The organism is Lactiplantibacillus songbeiensis (assembly GCF_005405125.1).
GTDB classification, from domain to species: Bacteria; Bacillota; Bacilli; order Lactobacillales; family Lactobacillaceae; genus Lactiplantibacillus; species Lactiplantibacillus songbeiensis.
In genome coordinates this window covers 1-19,458 of the sequence record NZ_BJDL01000033.1, presented here as the reverse complement: position 1 = coordinate 19,458, position 19,458 = coordinate 1, and the positions used below count along the sequence as shown (strand labels likewise).

General features: G+C 44.6%; 24 protein-coding genes. 3 read left to right on the top strand and 21 right to left on the bottom strand.

Translation table 11 applies throughout. From position 1 onward, the window contains the following. Positions 1–2 precede the first annotated feature (2 nt). From FFM77_RS12485 to ccpA, 9 genes are all read right to left on the bottom strand, one after another. Entirely contained in the window at positions 3–905 is a 903-nt protein-coding gene (locus FFM77_RS12485) for a hypothetical protein (protein WP_137636100.1), read from the bottom strand. 25 nt (positions 906–930) lie between these two features. Continuing rightward, a complete protein-coding gene (locus FFM77_RS12480; RefSeq protein WP_137636099.1) occupies positions 931–1,800 on the bottom strand; it encodes a hypothetical protein in 870 nt (289 codons plus the stop codon). Between the two features lie 15 nt (positions 1,801–1,815). Then, complete coding sequence (locus FFM77_RS12475; protein WP_137636098.1) at positions 1,816–2,250, bottom strand: hypothetical protein; 435 nt, start codon at positions 2,248–2,250, stop codon at positions 1,816–1,818. 205 nt (positions 2,251–2,455) lie between these two features. Then, a complete protein-coding gene (locus FFM77_RS12470; protein ID WP_137636097.1) occupies positions 2,456–3,643 on the bottom strand; it encodes a hypothetical protein in 1,188 nt (395 codons plus the stop codon). A 75-nt stretch (positions 3,644–3,718) separates the two neighbouring features. Further along, positions 3,719–4,900, bottom strand: coding sequence for a hypothetical protein (locus tag FFM77_RS12465; protein WP_137636096.1), 1,182 nt, complete (start codon positions 4,898–4,900; stop codon positions 3,719–3,721). A 340-nt stretch (positions 4,901–5,240) separates the two neighbouring features. Then, positions 5,241–5,864, bottom strand: coding sequence for a recombinase family protein (locus tag FFM77_RS12460; protein ID WP_137636095.1), 624 nt, complete (start codon positions 5,862–5,864; stop codon positions 5,241–5,243). 192 nt (positions 5,865–6,056) lie between these two features. Further along, positions 6,057–6,377, bottom strand: a complete 321-nt coding sequence (locus FFM77_RS12455; protein WP_137636094.1) for a DsrE family protein — start codon at positions 6,375–6,377, stop codon at positions 6,057–6,059. Positions 6,378–6,382: 5 nt separating this feature from the next. Next, complete coding sequence (locus FFM77_RS12450; protein WP_137636093.1) at positions 6,383–7,243, bottom strand: TIM barrel protein; 861 nt, start codon at positions 7,241–7,243, stop codon at positions 6,383–6,385. A 444-nt stretch (positions 7,244–7,687) separates the two neighbouring features. Beyond that, positions 7,688–8,698 carry a catabolite control protein A gene (ccpA, locus tag FFM77_RS12445; RefSeq protein WP_137636092.1) on the bottom strand — a complete coding sequence of 337 codons (1,011 nt, stop codon included), beginning with the start codon at positions 8,696–8,698 and terminating at the stop codon, positions 7,688–7,690. Between the two features lie 275 nt (positions 8,699–8,973). On the opposite strand from ccpA, the gene FFM77_RS12440 reads away from it, so the two are divergent. After that, positions 8,974–10,083, top strand: coding sequence for a M24 family metallopeptidase (locus FFM77_RS12440; RefSeq protein WP_137636091.1), 1,110 nt, complete (start codon positions 8,974–8,976; stop codon positions 10,081–10,083). Between the two features lie 58 nt (positions 10,084–10,141). Here FFM77_RS12440 and FFM77_RS12435 read toward each other — a convergent pair whose 3' ends face one another. The 6 genes from FFM77_RS12435 to FFM77_RS12420 all read right to left on the bottom strand — a co-directional run bounded on the left by FFM77_RS12435 (position 10,142) and on the right by FFM77_RS12420 (position 13,012). Beyond that, positions 10,142–11,095, bottom strand: a complete 954-nt coding sequence (locus tag FFM77_RS12435; protein ID WP_137636090.1) for an aldo/keto reductase — start codon at positions 11,093–11,095, stop codon at positions 10,142–10,144. A 79-nt stretch (positions 11,096–11,174) separates the two neighbouring features. Further along, positions 11,175–11,441 (bottom strand): MerR family transcriptional regulator, encoded by a 267-nt coding sequence (locus FFM77_RS14205; RefSeq protein WP_223876843.1) that lies wholly within the window; start codon positions 11,439–11,441, stop codon positions 11,175–11,177. Continuing rightward, positions 11,353–11,628, bottom strand: coding sequence for a MerR family transcriptional regulator (locus FFM77_RS14200; RefSeq protein WP_223876844.1), 276 nt, complete (start codon positions 11,626–11,628; stop codon positions 11,353–11,355). The genes FFM77_RS14205 and FFM77_RS14200 overlap by 89 nt, the downstream gene beginning before the upstream one ends. Positions 11,629–11,700: 72 nt before the next feature. Beyond that, on the bottom strand, positions 11,701–11,853 hold the full coding sequence (locus tag FFM77_RS14055) for a hypothetical protein (protein WP_171001628.1): 153 nt from the start codon (positions 11,851–11,853) through the stop codon (positions 11,701–11,703). Positions 11,854–12,068: 215 nt separating this feature from the next. After that, positions 12,069–12,593: a YtxH domain-containing protein gene (locus FFM77_RS12425; RefSeq protein ID WP_137636089.1), complete on the bottom strand. Its 525-nt coding sequence runs from the start codon at positions 12,591–12,593 to the stop codon at positions 12,069–12,071. 2 nt (positions 12,594–12,595) lie between these two features. Next, complete coding sequence (locus FFM77_RS12420) at positions 12,596–13,012, bottom strand: DUF948 domain-containing protein (RefSeq protein WP_137636088.1); 417 nt, start codon at positions 13,010–13,012, stop codon at positions 12,596–12,598. 181 nt (positions 13,013–13,193) lie between these two features. Here FFM77_RS12420 and FFM77_RS12415 point away from each other — a divergent pair, with 181 nt between their 5' ends. Beyond that, the gene (locus tag FFM77_RS12415; protein WP_137636087.1) at positions 13,194–14,081 is read left to right on the top strand and encodes a mechanosensitive ion channel family protein; all 888 of its coding nucleotides are present in this window, start codon (positions 13,194–13,196) and stop codon (positions 14,079–14,081) included. Between the two features lie 57 nt (positions 14,082–14,138). On the opposite strand, the gene FFM77_RS12410 is transcribed toward FFM77_RS12415, so the two are convergent. The 6 genes from FFM77_RS12410 to racE all read right to left on the bottom strand — a co-directional run bounded on the left by FFM77_RS12410 (position 14,139) and on the right by racE (position 18,560). Continuing rightward, a complete protein-coding gene (locus FFM77_RS12410) occupies positions 14,139–15,293 on the bottom strand; it encodes an N-acetyldiaminopimelate deacetylase (protein WP_137636086.1) in 1,155 nt (384 codons plus the stop codon). Between the two features lie 17 nt (positions 15,294–15,310). Continuing rightward, complete coding sequence (dapD, locus tag FFM77_RS12405; protein ID WP_137636085.1) at positions 15,311–16,021, bottom strand: 2,3,4,5-tetrahydropyridine-2,6-dicarboxylate N-acetyltransferase; 711 nt, start codon at positions 16,019–16,021, stop codon at positions 15,311–15,313. A 17-nt stretch (positions 16,022–16,038) separates the two neighbouring features. Continuing rightward, positions 16,039–16,533, bottom strand: a complete 495-nt coding sequence (cbpB, locus tag FFM77_RS12400) for a cyclic-di-AMP-binding protein CbpB (RefSeq protein ID WP_137636084.1) — start codon at positions 16,531–16,533, stop codon at positions 16,039–16,041. Positions 16,534–16,621: 88 nt separating this feature from the next. After that, on the bottom strand, positions 16,622–17,140 hold the full coding sequence (locus FFM77_RS12395) for a metallophosphoesterase (protein ID WP_137636083.1): 519 nt from the start codon (positions 17,138–17,140) through the stop codon (positions 16,622–16,624). After that, positions 17,137–17,745, bottom strand: a complete 609-nt coding sequence (locus tag FFM77_RS12390; protein WP_137636082.1) for an XTP/dITP diphosphatase — start codon at positions 17,743–17,745, stop codon at positions 17,137–17,139. The genes FFM77_RS12395 and FFM77_RS12390 overlap by 4 nt, the downstream gene beginning before the upstream one ends. Further along, a complete protein-coding gene (gene racE, locus FFM77_RS12385) occupies positions 17,745–18,560 on the bottom strand; it encodes a glutamate racemase (RefSeq protein ID WP_137636081.1) in 816 nt (271 codons plus the stop codon). The genes FFM77_RS12390 and racE overlap by 1 nt, the downstream gene beginning before the upstream one ends. 258 nt (positions 18,561–18,818) lie before the next feature. On the opposite strand from racE, the gene FFM77_RS12380 reads away from it, so the two are divergent. Beyond that, positions 18,819–19,328 (top strand): YslB family protein, encoded by a 510-nt coding sequence (locus FFM77_RS12380; protein WP_223876842.1) that lies wholly within the window; start codon positions 18,819–18,821, stop codon positions 19,326–19,328. The last annotated feature ends 130 nt before the right edge of the window (positions 19,329–19,458 follow it).

Sequence of the window (19,458 nt, the reverse complement as noted above, 5' to 3'; positions counted from 1 at the left end):
CCTTAAGGCAAGTATTGGCCCTCTAGATGCTGATAATTAGTTTGAATCCAATACTCACCATTTTTATGGACATCAAACTGCAACACATACTTCGTCTGGTTAGGATCAACGGCACTCGTTACATAAAGATATGGCATATCATCATACGTCTTCATTGCTCTTATTCGACCGTCTTCAATCGTCCCGCGCTCTTTTGAATGCAATCGCCAATGCCAGCCATCGCTAGCTTGATAAAAGTCAGAATACGTCACCTCATGATTATCCCGGGTCAACTTGCCTTCAGTTGCTTGTTCTGAGTGGTCACTTAATAGATCACTACCATGGTCGCTAACGTTATCGACGGATTGTCCATTATCATAAATACCACGAATATGCTGAAAGTCCGTTTGTAACTCATAGCCACCAGCCAACTTAACCACGTTTAAAACTAAGTGAACATCCTTAGGAGCAGTAGTCGTAACAGCGTTCATTTGATACTGGTTACCCTGCTTAGTCACCGCCGTAATCTTGGTATTTTCAAAACTACCACGTTGATCAGATGACAACGTCCAGTACCAGTTCCCGTTATTTTCCCAAAACTCAGAAAAAGTCACCTCACGATTGCTAATCGTACTCACTTGCTCAGCCCGAGAATGGCTTAAATCAGTTAACGTATTCCTGTTCATCGATAACTCATTAGCTTGGCTAGCTGCCTTAGCATGAGTGACACGCACTTTTTGCGAACTAGACTGACTTGTTGTCATTGAACTACTGCTCTTTGATGGCTTAGACTGAGACTCACTGGTTTGTGGGGCTGTATTAGTCACTGATGAACGATTAGATTGACTACCAATCCACTGCAACCCGCCAAAGATTAGTAACACCGCAACAATTATTCCAGTGACAATTAAAACTACTTTTTTCATTGGGCCCCCGCTCCTAACCGGTCAATTATTCGCCGTATTGAGTCGCAACTACCTTATATGAATTATGAGCAACATCATAGGACTCCAACTCACCTTTGGCATTTACCCGATACGTAGCCACACGTGGTGCAACACTCCGCGCCATATGAGCTGCACGCATATGTTTACTATCATGGTTTTCGCGAATATCAACCGAAACCGTCCCATCATCCTCTTGGTTAAACATAAAGAAAAAGTCTTCTCTACCAAAACCAGATCTAACATTAGGCGCATAATGTAACCAAGCCCAGTCAATTAATTGGTCTTCCGTCAAATTCTTAGTATCCACGTTAGAGCCATTAGCAGATGACTGACTACTTTGATTAGCATAGTCAGCACTATACTTACCACTAATACTCAAATATGACGTCTGTACTTGATAGGATTGATGTTGATCATCCAACCATGTTAGCTGCAACTGATATTGTTGCCCAGCACTGGATTGCATACTTAACAAGTAGCCACCGCTTTGTTTACTAAGTGACTTCACTTGGCCTTCTGCAAATACGCCGCGTTTACTTGAACTTAACTCCCAATACCAGTGCTGATTACTTTGATAGAAACGTGAATACGTCAGCTCATTGTTATTCTGAGTAGCCGTATCTTCTGGTAGCTTAGTCGTTAAGTTAGCCAAGGCATCGCCCACTGTATCTGTTTTAGCTGGCTTAGTTGTTTTAGCCTGCGTTACTGATTGACTGGACTGACGACTACTAGCTTTACTACTGGCAGCTTTTACAACCTGACTACTCTTACTAGATGAACTGTTTTTAGCTGGCTGTGCGGCTTGCTTCCCACAGCCACTTAAAATCAGTAAACTTATTAACGATAACGCACTGATCTTAATCAATTTTTGCATCGTGCTATCCCCTTATTAATTACCGTAATATTCGTCGTATTCATATTTATAAACGTGGCCAGTTTTGAGATTCACAAAATGAACTGTATGACCAATACTAACAGGATCAGTATCAAACTTTGCATAGGTGCCTTTATGATGCTTAACATGAACTTCTTTCTTAGATGCTGGATTGGCTGAATACCAACCAGTAATCGCAGACTTAGTAATTCCTACAAATTTATTGTCATAACCATAGCCATAAAATTTATATTTCAAATGCTTCTTTTTACGCATCGTTTTCAAAGTATACTTTGAACGATAATATTTACCGTGCCACTTAATATAATGCTTAGTTGCGGCATTAACAGTTGGTGTCGCTGTGTTAGTGTTGCTAAAGCTTCCCACAGCACCTAATCCGAAAAGTAACGCTGCTAACATTACTAAATATTGCCATCTTTTTAATTTCATGAATTGCCCCTTCAAAGGAACTTACCATTGCGGATGTTGTCGATCACAAACCAATTGATGAACACATCTCGTTTTAACATTCAATACTTTTACCCATATACTTTTCTTTTTATATGCCGACGAAGTCTAATCTCAAAAACACCATTACCATCATCCAAGGGCATTACTATTCCTTTAGTTTCATGACATATACTTTAGAATCACCTTACCGATTAGGGTCATCTGAGACTGGATACCATGACTGACCACCATCTGCCATATCTTCAGCCTCCAGCACACCATCTTTAGTAATCCTGAAAAAGCCGATAGATGGGACGGTGTACTTATAATCAACATCGCGAACATCAATATTTAAAATGCCTTTTTTGTCCTTACTAAACATGTATCCGGCCTTCTTAACATCATGTGTCGTATGATTAAAATCCGTAATATGACGGCTAATCCAATCTTCAACCTGATTTTCAGTTAAATTTTTAGCAGGATTATCATCGTAGCCTAGACTTTTGGTTGGTGAACTTGATACCTTAGTAAAGGTTGCTGGTGCATTAGTAAGTCCTAACGATAATGAACGGCCGTTTAGCTTAGCAAGATAAACTTCGAACAAATTGCCATTTACTCCATGAGTTTTTAATAAATACGTTGTTGCATTTAATTGCTTATATTCTGGATCCTGATTAGCACCCCAACCAGCACCCTCCATACCAAACGTATAATTTTTAGTATAAGTATTTGTATTACCAACTAGGCTTTGATCACTAAAATGAAAACGAGTCCGAACGTAAGGATATTTCTTATTACCGGTATCGGCTTGATAAAAATCAGTCGACCAAGTTCCTCGTAAGGTAGTCGGAACCCCAGCTGTCCAAGCTGCACTATTATCGCCCAGAATATAGGTGCCTTTAACACTTTGCCCATTAGCTTTAGCAGTAACGGTGTAATATTCGGCGTTTTCATCCAGATCATAATCCAGAGTCAATTGATACTGTTCCCCACTATCCGTGACCATCGCTAATTTATAGCTGGCATCTGTTTTGGTTAACGACTGAACCTTGCCACCAATAATCGTTCCACGTTGCTTCGATGACATCTTCCAATGCCAGTTATCATTTTGATAGTAGAACTGCGAGTAAGTCACTTCACCATTATTTTGTGTACTATCATCTTCTGGTAACTTGGCTGATAGTTTTGACAACACGGTAGTCATTTCAGATGCTGGTGGCGTTTCTTTTTTAGTTGAACTCACCTGCTTAGAACTGGCAACCGATTGCTTAGCAACTTTAGAACTCGTGTTGGATGCTGAAGTAGCTTGTTTTTTAACTGGGTCTTTAGCCTGACAGCCACTGAGTAGTAAGCCAGCTAACATACTAGCTGTAATAATTGTCTTTATTTTCAATTTAATCGCCGCTTACCCATTGCAGTGACTTGTCTATTTTCTTTCATATCTATTCCTCCAAAATAACAAACACACTTAATCTTTAATCATCGGTAACGCCGCCGTCTGTTCACCAGCGACTTCCCAGCCAGTGACGCGTTGCTGATACACTTGACCATCACTAGCCAGCACAAATGGCCCGCTAACATAAACCACTTTCAAACCAGTCGCCTGTTTAAAGGATTGCTTGTTAGCAAGCTGTTGTGTCGTTGCATGATGTTGATTCAACCAATTTTTAAAGGCAGCTTGGGACTTAAACGGGTTATTAGCCGTCAATACTTGCTTTGTCGTCGTCAAATACTGATTCTGGGCCATTGCAACAGTTTTAATATCTATTGTTGCTAAGCGCTGTAAGTTGACTGTCTTATCGGCCGTCTTAACCTGCACGTATGATCCGTTGATACTAAACTGATAGCGGCCCAATTGTGCAGCGGTTAACTCGGTCAAGCTTTGATAATTGGTCGGATTAACAACCGCACCTTTAATCTTAAATTGCCGAATAGCACCAGTCGATTTAGTCTGTAATCGCTGATGGTCAACTTGCCAAGTTCCTTGGTCATACGTATCGGTTCGTTGTGGCCGATTAATCACATGCATCTGCCAAGTATGATCACCATTGAAGGCAATCCATAGCGTTTGTTGCGGTAACTTAGCCACAAACGTCCGTTGGTTAACTGCATCGGCGCCGGTTTTGGTATACTGCTGATTAACTTGTTTAAGCGTTGTGGCACCTGTGTTTGAGAACTGCTTTTGCCGTGCTAAAGGTTGCTCTGTTTGCGGATCAACTAACTTGTTGCCTTTAACTTGTAACGTCACCGATTGAGTAGCAGTTTTAGTCAGCACTGTCTGCTCATTGTAACCACCGGCTTGTTGATTACTTAAGGTTAAAGGGACTTGGTTAGTTGTTAGATCCTGCTTGTTTTTGTAAGTAGCCCGTTGTGTTTGATCAATGTTTAAAATCAACTGTTGCCGTTTCGTTTGGTAAGTTCCCGTTTGCAGGTCACGCGTAACCGTTCCTGATTGCGTCACAACCTGCCGCCAAAAACGATGGTGCTTGCCAAAGGTCAATTTATCTTGCCCATCTTTGTCTTGATAGGTTTGCATGGCAACTTTTAATGGCACCTTAGTAGCTGCATGTGGCTTCGATTGGCATCCAGCCAGACCCACCGCACTCAGTCCTAAAATCCCCATGATCAACCCAATTCTCCATATACGCATACGTTCCGTACTACTCCTCTCAAACGAGTGCCAACTCGCTTAAACAAATTATGATGCCAGTTAAATGACTATTAAAAAAAGCTTTACACTGCTGATAGTTCCATAAAGTAGGTTTTCCCACCTCTTTTCACTATTTTCACATTTACGAACCCAACTTTTAAAAATAACTACAAAAAACGACCGTTAAATGGACTTAACAGTCGAAAAAAATGAACCTTGCTAAATTAAGCTTTAGCAAGGTTTGAAAGCGGATTAAGTTGTATATGTACGTAACTACAATAAACGGTCGTTTTTTGTACTAGTGGCCTATCAAGTTGCTAGTTTATATTATCATAATTAATTAACGATTAGTCAAGGCTGATTTACGCCTACTTAGCTGATTTCGCTTCGCCACATTATAGATAGTCGATACGGCAACCCGACACTCTTTAGCAATCATCTTTACCGGATAATCACTAATTTGATAAAGCTGACAGATACGCTGCTCGACATCAGTTGCTAACCTTGGCCGACCTAACTTTTGACCATGTTTCTTTAGTTCTGCCAAAGCATCCCGTGTGCGTTGACGAATCGTATTTAACTCATACTCACTAAACGTGGCCAAAATCTGATATTGTAAAATACCAGTCGGTGTTGACATATCAAGTTGTTCACATAACGAGATTACTTGTACCTGATGTTGCGTTAAGTCATCAATTGTTGTAATCATTTTCACCGTCCGTCGCGATAATCGGTCTAGTTTATACACCATAAATTTAACTTGCCACCCCGCAGCGGCTTTTTTCTTAGCCAATGTCACCGCTTGATTAAATTCTGGCCGCTGATCATTGCTTCCTGAAAGCTGATCTGAAAAGATAACATCACACGCATTATCTTTTAAGGCCCGTAATTGTAACTCTAGTCCAAGTTCCTGCCGATTTTCAGCAGTTGAGACCCGCGCATAACCTATAATTATCTGTTGCATGTTGTCACTCCTTGATTAGTAGTAATTTGTGTTTAAGCACAAATTATTGTGAATTATAATTGTAATTGATAATAATTACAATTACATAAAAAAAGCACCTTCCAATTGAAAGATGCCGTTAATAGCCTTTAAAGCCCATTAAATCGAAATTAATTGCTACCAACATTGACTACTAATCACATACATATAGAATTATGGTTTCAAATACCGAAACCCCAACTCCTCCAGCTCAACAATCCGCACAACACCCGCCGGCACCACGCGCACGCCAGCAACCAAATCGGTCTCTTCAACTTGATGACTTGCTAACGCGTTATGACAAGCATCGACTTCCACCTGTGGATTAGCCTGCATAAACTCAGTCCACATCGTATCCACCAACGTTGTCACGGCCGCACCATTAACAACGATCACAATCTCGCTAGTCGGCAGGGCCATAATTAAATTATGAACATTACTAAACGCTATCTCAACTTTATCCACGTCATCAACGTGAACCACCACTTTCGCCATCACTACTACCCTCGACTTTCAATCAATTTCGTTTCCACCCCACGCAAGTAATGATAACTCGCTAACATATTAGCACAAGTACTATCCGATTCATCCGGTACCTCATAAATCATGCTGGCCTTAGGATTCATCACGCTTAACACCCGCTGCCAGTCAATCAAGCCTTCACCTAATGGCAGACTATCATGTCGCTGACCAAGCGAATCCACCAGATGATAGTGCTGAATCAATGGCCGCAGCCGCTTCAACGCCAGCATCGTCAATTCCATATCACCATGCAAGCCAATAAAGACGTGGCTCAGGTCACAAACTAACGGATAGTGATGTTGAATCAGCTGTTCATCCAACTGCGGATCACCATACATAAAACTTGGCGTAATCCCATTTTCAATCATCACATGCCCTTGCCCCTGCTTAACCAGCGCATCCAACCGCGCGAAAACGGTGCTCCGGGCTTCTGCTAGCGATGGATATTCAGCGACCAACGCCGTACTCTCGCCTCCACCATAGCCACCATGGACCAGCAACCGACAGTCATATTCCGTTACTAAGTCCAATAGTTTCGCGGTCGAATCCTGTAAAAATTGATAAGCTTCTGGTTGCCGCTGCGGATCTAATAATTGATCTAAATGCACGCCGTGATAACTCATCGGATGATGCACGACGACATCTTCAGTCACATTGTCGATCACAAATTTAATCGCATCGCCCAAATGTTTTAGGCCATCGCCTTCAAAGTCAGCGGCACTGGTATAAAATTCAAAAGTCGTTGGCCGATACTGTAGGCGATTCATTAGTTGTGCTGGTTCAGCGGACGCTTTTAGGCCTAACTGCACTAAACCCGGGCGTTTTGCTAACGTTAGCATTTTATCATCCTTTCTTTGGAGCGGTTTTTTGTCTTCCTATTATGATGTTCATTTTTCTGGTTGAGTGGCTTCTATCTTTCTAGCCAAAACGTGTTCCAGAACGACTGCCAGCTCCGCTTGCTACGCCAGTTGACCATGCGGCAAGCCCACCGCAGTATGTTCTATCTTTCTAGCCGAAACGTGTTCGCTCGGGCAACTTCCTCCGCTTAGCTACGCCAGTCAACTATACCGGAAACCCACCGGTAGTGTTCTCTATTCTTCCAGCCGAAACGTGTTCCAGAACGACTGCCAGTTCCGCTTGCTACGCCAGTTGACCATGCGGAAAGCCCACCGCATAATCAACTAGCTAGGCAATGCTCACTGGCAACCCGTCGTTCTTCCACACTCTACAAAAAAAGGCCCAGAACCGAAGTCCTGAACCTAGTATACGCCAAATAACTTAACCTATTCAGCCGATTTTGTTGAGCCGCGACGGACAATTCCATATGGTAAGGTAACGGTCTTTTCGTCGAGTTCTTTATCGTTCATTAACTTGGTTAACATCCGCATGGCAACGGCACCAATATCATACAAAGGTTGTGTGATCGATGTGATGGCCGGCCGCGCAATTTGGGTCACAATCGTATCGTTACTAGTGATGACTTCTAAGTCATCTGGAATGCTAATCCCAGATTCAACACTGGCATTGATAATCCCAGCCGCCATTTCATCGTCGCCAACGAAGACCGCAGTCGCACCACTATCCGCGATAACCGGTTGCAATTTGGTCCCAGCATCGTATGAGTAGCCAGCTTCGTAAACCAACTTGTCGTCATATGGCAACTTCGCCTTGTTCAAAGCCCGCTTGTAACCAGCTAACCGGTATTCAGCGTTGATTGATTGTGACAAGGGTCCTAAGGCAATGGCAATCTTTTCGTGACCACGCTTGATTAAAGCGGTGACCGCTTCTTCAACCGCTGCAGCATAGTCGATGTTAACACTTGGCGTTTCGCCTTGTGGATCAACGGTCCCAGCTAACACAACGGGTGCTTTAGCACGTTTGAATTCAGCACGAAGCTTATCATCAATATGGTTACCCATGAAAATGACCCCATCAACTTGCTTGGCCATTAAGGTGTTCAAGACGTTCACTTCTTGTTCGCCAGCATCATCGGAGTTGGTCAAAATGATGTTGTACTTGTACATCATCGCAATATCATCAATCCCACGGGCTAATGACGCAAAATAAATGTTCGTGACGTCCGGGATAATAACCCCCACTGTCGTCGAACGCTTGCTGGCTAAGCCACGGGCAACCGCGTTTGGCCGATAATCAAGGCGTTCGATCACGGCCAAGACCTTCTTACGTGTCGCTGGCTTGACATTCGGATTCCCATTAACGACCCGTGAGACGGTGGCCATTGAAACCGCCGCTTCACGTGCCACATCATAAATCGTTACTGTTTGTTTTTCCATATTAAAATAGCCCTTTCTTACTTGGTATCATATGTTTTCATTCGTTTTCATGCAACATCAACCAATATAGCAAATTAACGGTCACGTTGCAACTCATGATAGATATTGAAATCGCTTTCATGAAAATAATACCGTATTTCTTTCAAAAATTCAACATTTTACACAGCTAGTGGTAAAATTTTCAAGATTTTCGGGTCCAATTTCATCCCTAACAGCGCTATACTAACTTATAAGTAACCTAGTAATAGGTTCAAAAAATTCAAGGAGTGATTGAAGTGGCAGATTACACCAAGCTACAACAAGTTCGTCAATGGACCAATGATAACCACGTTGACGTAACTTATGTGAGTGATTTTCATACGATTTCTTATTTAACCGGATTTGGGAGTGACCCCATCGAACGGACACTAGCACTGTTCATCTTCGCTGATGCGGAACCATTCTTATTCGCTCCCGCCCTTGAAGTCGAAGCCATCAAAGGGACTGGCTGGCCTTATCCCGTTTATGGCTACCTCGACCATGAAGATCCTTACGCCTTAATCGCGAACCATATTCACGACCAATTGACGGATCCAAAAGTCTGGGCGTTAGAAGAAGGCAACTTGACCTTAGATCGTTTCCAAGCCATCAAGGCACAATTCCCAGCCGCTCATTTTGACAAGAACTTATCACCAATGATTCAACAATTACGGTTAGTCAAAACACCAGATGAACTTGAAAAGTTGAACATGGCTGGTAAATGGGCCGACTTCGCTTTTGAACACGGTTTTGCCGCTGTTAAAGCCGGTCGGACGGAACAACAAATTGCTGCCGAACTCCAATATGCCTTAATGCAAAAAGGAATTATGGAAATGAGCTTTGGCACCTTAGTTCAAGCCGGAACTCATGCCGCTGAACCTCATGGCGCCACTAACGACACCCAAGTTAAACCCAATGAATTAGTCCTATTTGACCTTGGTGTCATGTATGAAGGCTATGCTTCCGACGCCTCACGGACGATTGCTTACGGTCAACCAACGGCTAAACAAAAAGAAATTTTCGATGTTTGTTTAGAAGCCCAATTAACGGCTCAAGCGGCAGTTAAACCTGGAATGCCTGCCGAAGACGTTGACAAGATTGCCCGCGACATCATCACCAAAGCCGGTTACGGCGACTACTTCATTCACCGTCTCGGCCATGGTTTAGGCCAAACTGACCATGAATTCCCATCAATCATGGCTGGCAACCACATGCCATTAGTTGAAGGCATGTGCTTCTCAATCGAACCCGGGATTTACATTCCAGGCGTTGCCGGTGTCCGGATTGAAGACTGTGGGGTTGTCACTAAGGAAGGCTTCAAGCCATTCACCCATACGTCCAAAGAAATGAAAATCTTAGATCTCTAAGCCAAGCAAAAACGGCCTACCCTATTTAACGGGTAAGTCGTTTTTATTAGCGCTAATTTTAGGGTAAATCGTTACCTGCAGCGAAGTAGACATCAACCCATTCTTGCTTGGTCAACGTAACATCGGCCCCGGCAATACTTTCCGTTAAGTGTTGCGGATTCATCGAGCCTAAAATCACTTGCATTTTTGCTGGATGCCGCAAGATCCAGGCAGTCGCAATTGCATTCTTCGTGACGCCATAGTGATCCGCTAACGCCTGCAACTTCGCATTTAAGGCGGGGAACTTCGGATTATCAATGAAAGTCCCGGCAAACATCCCATATTGATACGGCGACCACGCCTGAATCGTCATGTGATGCAACCGTGAATACTCAATAATCTCACCATCATGATTTAAGCTGGCCGTGTCTTGCATGTTCGTGTGCAACCCAAATTGAATGGGCTCCGTATGCATCACGCCGAATTGTAACTGGTTAATGATCAACTTTTGGTCTAAGTTCGCTTGTAGCATCGCCACTTGCATTGGGTTAAAGTTAGACACTCCGAAGTGCCGCACTTTACCAGCCGCTTGCAGCTCATCAAAAGCCGCGGCCACCTCATCTAAGTCCATTAACGGATCTGGCCGATGTAGTAAGAATGAATCTAAGTAATCAATCTGCATCCGTTTTAAGATACCATCGACCGTTGCAATCAGATGCTGCTTAGAAAAATCGTAGCGTTGACCAAAGACTAATTCACCACTACTCTTTTGCGGATCAAGTACAATCCCACCTTTAGACTGGATAAAGAAGTCATCCCGTGACAAACCGGATTGCTTTAAAGCGGTCCCAAAAGTCGTTTCAGATTGGCCATTGCCATAAATATCAGCACCATCAATAAAGTTAACGCCCTGCTCATGGACCGTTGCCAAAATATTAGCCGCGTCCGCCGGGTTTAACCGTACCATCCGCATAATGCCTAATGCCACGGCTGACACCTTGATAGCCGTCTCACCTAAGTTAAGTTGTTTCATCCTGTAAACACTCCTTTGGTTGAATTTCAAACCACGCTTACAGGATAGTCCTTAGAGGGGACTCTAAGTCAATCATTGTTTACAACTTTTGCGCGACTTCATACGCTTTGACTTGCGCCAACAACTCATCAGCCGACAACTGTGGCAGAGCATCACAGTCCACCAAGCCCTCGCTCCCAGCAGCAACCGCGCGCTGATAGACGTCGATTTTATGATTGACCTTTCGTAAGTTCAATAACGAGTCATGAATCTGTTGTTCAACCGCCAATTTTTGTTGCTGGAACATCGCTAAGCGTTCGGCCAACGTGCCATCGCCGGCCTGACACCAACTGACACCAACTGACAAACTGCCGAATGTCTTCTAACGGCATCCCTGTTTGCTTCATGCAGCGAATCAGCGCTAATAAATCTAAATCATCATTAAAGATCCGCCGGCCATGATCATCCCGTTTCACAAATGGAGTCAGACCCGCCTTTTCGTAATAACGTAAGGTATAACTTGAAAGGCCGGTCTTTTTGGCAACCGTCCCAATGGAATATAGCCTGTTTTCAACTCCTATAAAGATAAAAATAGACCCAGCTAATTGCTAAGCCCAATCGATAATTTAAAAATGGTACGGTGCCGTCTGCTCAATGACGTCTAAACCCGCTTGTTTCAAATCAATCGTGATAAGTTGAACCGTGTCATGCGGATATCTAGCCTGAATCTTCGCTAACGGCGTCATTGTTGGTAATCTTTTAGCATCATATAACATCAATCCCAAAACCGTTGCGGCTGCATTTTAGCGATCTCAATCGTATCAGCCTGACTAATGCCCTAGGAACATCGGGAAAAATAATCGTTAGCGTGTTCGTTGTCTGATCTGAGATAAATACGGCCGGATAAGTCACTAATTTACGCATCAAATAACCCTCATTAATTGGCCTAAAAAACGACCCACACAATGTCAGGTCGTTTTCCAAAAATCATCATTTAAGCTTCTGGCTGATCATCGTCAGCGGAAGTTGCGGCATCATTCGCGTCACTCGCAGCTGACTCTTCGGCTTCATCAGCAGTGGAATCCTCAGTTGGTGCTTCACTATCAGCACTATCATCCGCACCAAATGCGGCGGCACTATCAATCACGATATCGTCATTCGCGTTATCATCATCGTCGGCTTCAACCTTGGCTAATTCAGAACGTAAGCTGTCGGTCGCTTCATCTAAGTTACTGCCAAAGCTGTCGCCACCTTCGTCTTTAGCGGCTTGATATTGATCAGCGATGTCCACGACTTTATCTTTAGCCGCTGCAAATTGTTTGCCAGCTTCTTCTTTAAAGTCTTCGGCGGCATCGTTGGCGTAAAAGGCGTAATCAATCGCGCGATCTTTAAAGTCGGCTAACCCTTGTTGGGCCCGTTGCTTTAAGTCGGCTTTCTTCTCATCATCCATCTTCATGGCTGCGCGGGCAATTACCGCACCGCCCAATGCTAATCCAACTAAGAATGCTTTTTTCGACATACTTATTCCTCCTCATCGTGATGCTTGTTCCGCCGGTCACGGTAAACGTCAAACGCTGCTTTACCAACCTTAGTGGCACTCGCAAATCGATTCTTCTTTTCGTTATTCTTACCGACTTTCGCGGTTAACTCACGCGTCGCCGCGTTCAAATCTGAGACGCTTTGACCCAAGTCCCCCATCGCTTGAAAAGCGGGGTCGATTGAAGCGACCTTGCCATTCACATCTTTTAATAACTCATTGGCATTTGACATGATATTTTCTGTCTGATGGGATAAGGCATCCACATCGTCCGTAATCGTGTTCAAACTCCGGTTAATTTCACCCATTGTTTTAGTCATGCGCACTAAGAAAATGCCAATAAAACAAACTAGCACTAAAAATGCGACGGCGGCAATGATGCCCGCAATATGTGCAATCATCTTAAAATTCCTCCTTCAACGACCTTTTTACATTAAAACAAGCATAGCATTGTCATAAAAATACTGCAATCAAAAAAGTGCTTACATCCACGATTATCCCGCCTTAAGACGAGTTACGGATAGTCAGGTGCTAGAAAGTCTGCTACACTAGTTAACAGATTACTTTAACGAGGGTGAAAGCATGTTTTTTCCATTAACGTTAGCCGTCGATGCGCCCACCAAACAAGTCTCCGTTTGGATGAAATTAGCAGCGAAGATCGATTGGCAACAGATTATTATTAACATTGGCGGTAAGATTATTGAAATTATTCTATTCGTCGCCTTATTTTGGATTATTGATCGCTTAGGCAAGCATTTAATTCATCATATCTTTATTACCAATGCCAATACGAGTGATACCGCGTCGAATCGAATTTCGACGATCTTTACCTTATTACTCAACATTTTCCACTATATTATCATGTTCTTTGGCATCTACGCCGTCTTGTCCGTACTAGGGGTACCGGTGGGCACCTTAATTGCCAGTGCCGGGATCTTCAGTGTGGCATTAGGCTTAGGCGCGCAAGGCTTTGTCAGCGATATCGTCACTGGTTTCTTCATCTTGTTAGAAGACCAATTCGACGTGGGCGACTACGTTAAGATTGAGACCATTGAAGGCACGGTTTCGGCGATGGGCTTACGGACCACTCAGATTACCAGTCCCGATGGCACGCTCAACTTTGTGCCCAATCGCAAAATTTTGATCATTAGTAACCAATCTCGAAATGATATGCGGGTCTTAATTGACTTGCATATCTTAACCAATACACCCATCAAGGACTTGACGCAAGCTGTTAAGGAGACTAATCAAAGCCTGATGCCTAACTATCCAGACATTATCGGTGAACCTGATATTCAAGGGGTTGCCACGCAAGCTGATGGCACATTGGTCTTCCGCGTACAATTCTATGTTAAAAACGGGATGCAATTCGCCATTCAACGTGACTTTTTAGCCGCTTACCTAGCCGCTGCTAAGGCCGCTGGTATCCAGCTACCGTCACCAACTCTAAACCTAACGCATCCGAAATAATGCAAAAGGTTCTCACCCCGAGTAACAAGCTCGGTTGTGAGAACCTTTTTTAATCACTTATTTTTGTAAGGCGTTACGATGGGTCAAATACCCCGTCATCGCATTCACCCCAGCCATAATGGCACTCGTATGTGGCACCATATGTTCAGAATGTAGCGAATAAGGACTATCGACCCCTAACCAAAACATCGTCCCCGGAATCTGATGAATCAGATAACCAAAGTCTTCACCGGTCATTGCTGGCCGGGTTTCGATAAAGTTGACGTCCGCATCCTTTTGCATATACTGCATAAAGTCAGCGGTAATCGCATCGTTATTTTCAACCGGATAGTACCCGCCTTGATGCAAGTCGAGGTCAATCTGGCAATCATAAGCCAACGCAATCCCTTCAACGATTGTCCGTACCCGTCGTTGAATATGCAAGTTCATCTCTTGGGTCAAAGCGCGAATCGTCCCATCAATCTGAGCTTCGCCCGCAATAACGTTGCCGATTGTTCCGGCAGTGAAGTGCCCTAATGTCACGACCCCACTTTGAATCGGATCAACATTACGTGACACAATCGTTTGTAACTGTTGGACTAACGCGGACCCAGCCACGACCATATCATTAGCATTGTGTGGAAAAGCAGCATGACCACTCTTCCCAGTCAAATGCGCATGAATCTCGCAGGTTCCAGCAAATAACGTGCCCATCCGACAGCCAATTGCGCCGGCCGGTAGATCAGGATTGTCATGGAAGGCGAAGATTTCGTCAGGCATCCAGTCTTGATCTAAAGCCCCGCTTTGATACAACCGCATCCCACCGGAAGCATTTTCTTCAGCTGGTTGGAACATGAAAATCATATCAGTCGTCGGTTGATTTTCAGCAAAATAGCTCAAAATCCCCAATGCCACTGACATATGAATATCATGACCACAAGCGTGCATCTTCCCTGGATGTTGGGACTTGAATGGTAAGTCCGTGGCTTCGGTCACCGGCAAGCCATCAATATCGGTCCGATAACCGATCCGATAATCATGTGACTGCCCACTAACCTTGACCAAAATTGCCGTATCCAGACTTGGAATCTGCTTAATCGTCAAATACGTCTGGGGCATTTTCGCGATAATCGACAACAAGTAGGCTTGGGTTTCATGTTCTTCCAAACCTAGTTCAGGAATCTGATGTAAATGTTGATAAATTGGCAATAAATCGGCTTCTTGTAATGCCATCAACGATCCCTCCCGAATTAAAGCTGACGCAAGGCCGACATTAATTCAGTCTTGTTCTTAGTCTTAGCATCGATATCCTTGAGCTTCCGGGCTGGGGTTCCCCCAACGACAGTGTAAGGTGCAACGTCATCTAAGACAACCGCACCAGCACCAACGACGGCCCCTTTACCGACGTGGACGCCTTCAACAATCACCGCGTTAGCGCCGACTAAGACATCATCGTCGATCCGAACTGGGTCAGCCGAAGGTGGTTCTACCACGCCAGCTAACACAGCACCGGCACCAATATGACAGTTTTTGCCGACCAATGCGCGGCCACCTAAAACGGCCCCCATATCGATCATTGAGCCAGCACCAATTTCAGCCCCAATATTAATGACAGCACCCATCATAATAACGGCATTGTCGCCAATTAAGACTTGATCCCGAATAAAGGCCCCGGGTTCGATCCGCGCGTTATATTGCTTTAAGTCTGTCATTGGGACGGCAGAATTGCGGGCACCATTTTCTAATTGTGAATCTTCAATCTTAGCCGCATTAGCCTTCAAGAAAGGTTCAACAACGGCCCAGTCGCCGAATAAAACACCAGCGTTACCGCTAAAGAACGTCTTAATCCCAGCAGGAACATCGAGTTGGTCAAGTTGACCTTTAACGTAAACCTTAACTGGCGTTTGCTTTTTTGCATTGCCAATATAGTTAATAATTGATTGTGCATCTAATTTTGCCATTTGACACCCTCCATAAATTACGATTTAGCTTTTTCGCTCGTCGAAAAATCCTTCTCAATCATATCATATTGCTTCCCAATTTCATGCGTCAGGAAGTTAAAACTCTTCATAAATTCACGCCGCGTGACAATTCCCTTAAAGATGCCGGTCGCATCCACGACCGGCACAAACGGATTGTCAATCATCAAGTGTAAGCTAGTCTCAACGTCTTCAACGCGTTCAACCGTCTTCACGTCACGTTCCATGACTTCACTCACGCGACAATCCATCAAGACATCCGTGTTTAACTGGTCAAAGCCCAGCATTTTTTCCGTAATCATCGGCAACGAGATCAAGCCTTCAAAGTGACCGGCATTATCGAGGACCGGAATCTTTGAATACTTGATCTTCGTCAACACTAAAAAGGCGTGGTACAAGTTATTATCAGTTTGGACGTTAGCGACAATGTCAGCCGGGATCAAATAATGGTCGGCATTGCGCAAGAGCATATCCTCAACTGGTTTAATCAACATCAGCCAAAACCTCCTCAAAACCTCTACTCACTATTTTACCTGAAACGCAAAAATAATGACGGCGTTTTGCTCAAGATTTTAACTTTCTTTAGTGGTCGAAATGAAAGCTTAATTCTGGTACCGGCGCCATCGAGCGATCATAGTATTGCACGTCAAATGTTTGCCCATCGGTGTCCACAATGGCATACGTGCCACCGATCCGAGTAAACTCACCGCGGGGATAGCTGATACTGCCGGGGTTCAATAATAACGTACCAGCATGTCGTTCCACACCTAACTGATGGGTGTGACCGAAAAAGGCTAATTGGGCGTGTTGCTGTTGGGCATTCGCCAATAAATGGTCCAACGATAGATTAACGCCGACCAAGTGGCCATGGGTCATATAGACGGTCACACCCGCCACCGTTTTAGTCACGGCATCGGGTAACTGATCATCAAAGTCCATATTGCCTTGCACGACCGCCATCTCGTTAAAAACAGGATCGTCATGTTGCAACTCTGAATCGCCACAGTGGAAAAAGGCATCAACTTTGCCTTGATAGGCTTTTAAGAGTCGCACTAAAATATCGCGATCACCATGACTGTCACTCACCACTAAACACTTCATTGGGCATCCCACCATTCATCAAATTTTGGCATTAATTGCCGTAACGCCGCACCCCGATGACTGATCGAATTCTTCTGGGCATCCGTCAATTGGGCCAATGACTTTTGAAACTGATCTGACCAAAATAACGGATCGTAACCAAACCCATTGTCACCGCGTGGCGCAATCAAGATACGGCCGCGCAATTCGCCATCAACGACGAGCTTTTGACCATTGGGCTTTAATGCGACTAGCGTCGTATGGAACGTTGCCGTCCGTTTAGCTTCGGGAACCCCACCGAGGTTCGCCAACAACTTGGCATTATTGGCCGCATCATTATGATCACCGGCATATCGCGCTGACAACACACCAGGATCGCCATGTAACGCATCGACCATTAAGCCCGAATCATCCGCAATCGCGGGTAAGCCCGTGGCATTGACCACTGCAGTCGCTTTGGTCGTGGCATTCTCTTCAAACGTAATACCATTTTCCGTAATTTCGGGAATATCGGGAAAATCAGCCAACGTCTTGATCTCAATCGCATAATCGTGGAACATTTCCGCAAATTCGCGGGCCTTGCCGGGATTATTCGTTGCAATAATTAATGTCTGTGGTTTACTCATTACCGATCACCGCCTAAAGTAGTTTGACTAACATGAAAGTTCGGTTGGTCCAGCCAGTCGCGCGCAATCGCTGCAAACTGATCTGCTGAACCAGTCGTATAAAATTTATCGGGATAAGTCTTAGTCGCTTGCGTATTGGCAATATCCATATAATCCAGCATAAATGAGACGCCGTTAACCGTCTCGGCGCCGGAATCAATCAACGTGACATCCGGTCCCATCACATTTTGAATCAATGGCCGTAACAACGGATAATGCGTGCAACCTAAGACTAACGTATCAATGCCACTCGTCTGTAGCGGACGTAGGGTTTCAGCCACGACCCGTTTAGCCACGGTCGACCGATACTCATTAGACTCCACTAAGGGCACAAACTTCGGACACGCCAGTTCAGTCACTTGGGCATCGGGATCTTTGGTCAAGATGGCGTCACGATACGCATGACTCTTGATCGTCCCTTCCGTCCCTAAAACACCAATTTTCTTAGAATGTGAGGCTTTTAAAGCTGCCCGCGAACCCGGTGAAATCACACCAATCACCGGGATCTTAAGCTTCGCCCGCAAATCAGGTAACGCCGCTGCAGTCGCCGTATTGCAAGCAATCACTAACATTTTAATGTCTTGCTTCAATAAAAACGTCGCCATCTGCCAACTAAACTCCCGCACTTGGGCGCTCGGGCGCGGCCCATATGGTAAGCGCGCCTGATCGCCAATAAAAGTCACTGTTTCGCGTGGCAGTTGCTTTAACGCTTGTTTCACAACCGTTAAGCCCCCCACGCCAGAATCCATGAAACCAATTGCATGTTCATCTGCCATAATTAAAACGCTCCGTTCGCTTAATTCTGAATCTTCATTATGGCCTTTTTTTGAAGTGATTTCAAGCTAGTCACCTGGTGCATTAACCAGTTCAAACGGTGGTAACAATGGTTCCAGTCCCTGGTCAAACCCGGAACCAACAAAGCTGACAATTTGGTAAAATTCACGGAAAATTGCCGCAAGGACGCTGAAACAAGGTATAATAACATTTATAAAGCGGCCGTAATGCTGCGATTACACACATGGAAAGGATCTATCATGACGAACGCCTTTTATTCTCAATTTGCCGGTAATGCCGCCAAATCCTCCGTTTTAAGCGTGGAAATTTTACGCGATGCCCTCCTACCGAACCTATTAGGTGACGATAGCAGCGGTATTCTCTATTGGGCCGGTAAAGACTTGGCCCGCAAGTTTCCCGTGGATAGTGATGCCGATTTGGTTACCTTTTTCGATCAAGCTGGTTGGGGCCACTTGGTCGTCACGAGTACCAGTAATGACCTCTTAACTTACGAACTGAATGGCGAACCCGTTGCCCGCCGCAACGCCGCCATTAAAAATCCCGATTATATGTTAGAAACTGGCTTTCTCGCTGAACAAGCCGCCCAACGGTTTAACTGTGTCAGTGAAGCGAAGCTCACGGCCACTAAACGTTTGAAGATTGAAATGGCCGTAACGGTTGACCACAAGCAGCCGCTAACTAATCACGACCCAGCCACCCCGATCGATATCGTGCGCTCGGATGTCGACCCTGATGCTTCTGAAAATTAACGCCAAATAGCGCCTTAGCCCGAACCGCAATGGTTGGGACTAAGGCGCTATTTTAGGGTTCTACAATATTTGGTGTTGATGGATTTCCCATCAACACCAATTTTTGTGTAAACTAAAAGGACACATCCTC

Coding starts and splice junctions, on each gene's coding strand:
- FFM77_RS12485 (WP_137636100.1), bottom strand. CDS start 905: ATGAAAAAAGTAGTTTTAATTGTCACTGGAATAATTGTTGCGGTGTTA.
- FFM77_RS12480 (WP_137636099.1), bottom strand. CDS start 1,800: ATGCAAAAATTGATTAAGATCAGTGCGTTATCGTTAATAAGTTTACTG.
- FFM77_RS12475 (WP_137636098.1), bottom strand. CDS start 2,250: ATGAAATTAAAAAGATGGCAATATTTAGTAATGTTAGCAGCGTTACTT.
- FFM77_RS12465 (WP_137636096.1), bottom strand. CDS start 4,900: ATGCGTATATGGAGAATTGGGTTGATCATGGGGATTTTAGGACTGAGT.
- FFM77_RS12460 (WP_137636095.1), bottom strand. CDS start 5,864: ATGCAACAGATAATTATAGGTTATGCGCGGGTCTCAACTGCTGAAAAT.
- FFM77_RS12455 (WP_137636094.1), bottom strand. CDS start 6,377: ATGGCGAAAGTGGTGGTTCACGTTGATGACGTGGATAAAGTTGAGATA.
- FFM77_RS12450 (WP_137636093.1), bottom strand. CDS start 7,243: ATGCTAACGTTAGCAAAACGCCCGGGTTTAGTGCAGTTAGGCCTAAAA.
- ccpA (WP_137636092.1), bottom strand. CDS start 8,698: ATGGAAAAACAAACAGTAACGATTTATGATGTGGCACGTGAAGCGGCG.
- FFM77_RS12435 (WP_137636090.1), bottom strand. CDS start 11,095: ATGAAACAACTTAACTTAGGTGAGACGGCTATCAAGGTGTCAGCCGTG.
- FFM77_RS12425 (WP_137636089.1), bottom strand. CDS start 12,593: ATGTCGAAAAAAGCATTCTTAGTTGGATTAGCATTGGGCGGTGCGGTA.
- FFM77_RS12420 (WP_137636088.1), bottom strand. CDS start 13,012: ATGATTGCACATATTGCGGGCATCATTGCCGCCGTCGCATTTTTAGTG.
- FFM77_RS12415 (WP_137636087.1), top strand. CDS start 13,194: ATGTTTTTTCCATTAACGTTAGCCGTCGATGCGCCCACCAAACAAGTC.
- FFM77_RS12410 (WP_137636086.1), bottom strand. CDS start 15,293: ATGGCATTACAAGAAGCCGATTTATTGCCAATTTATCAACATTTACAT.
- dapD (WP_137636085.1), bottom strand. CDS start 16,021: ATGGCAAAATTAGATGCACAATCAATTATTAACTATATTGGCAATGCA.
- cbpB (WP_137636084.1), bottom strand. CDS start 16,533: ATGTTGATTAAACCAGTTGAGGATATGCTCTTGCGCAATGCCGACCAT.
- FFM77_RS12395 (WP_137636083.1), bottom strand. CDS start 17,140: ATGAAGTGTTTAGTGGTGAGTGACAGTCATGGTGATCGCGATATTTTA.
- FFM77_RS12390 (WP_137636082.1), bottom strand. CDS start 17,745: ATGAGTAAACCACAGACATTAATTATTGCAACGAATAATCCCGGCAAG.
- racE (WP_137636081.1), bottom strand. CDS start 18,560: ATGGCAGATGAACATGCAATTGGTTTCATGGATTCTGGCGTGGGGGGC.
- FFM77_RS12380 (WP_223876842.1), top strand. CDS start 18,819: ATGACGAACGCCTTTTATTCTCAATTTGCCGGTAATGCCGCCAAATCC.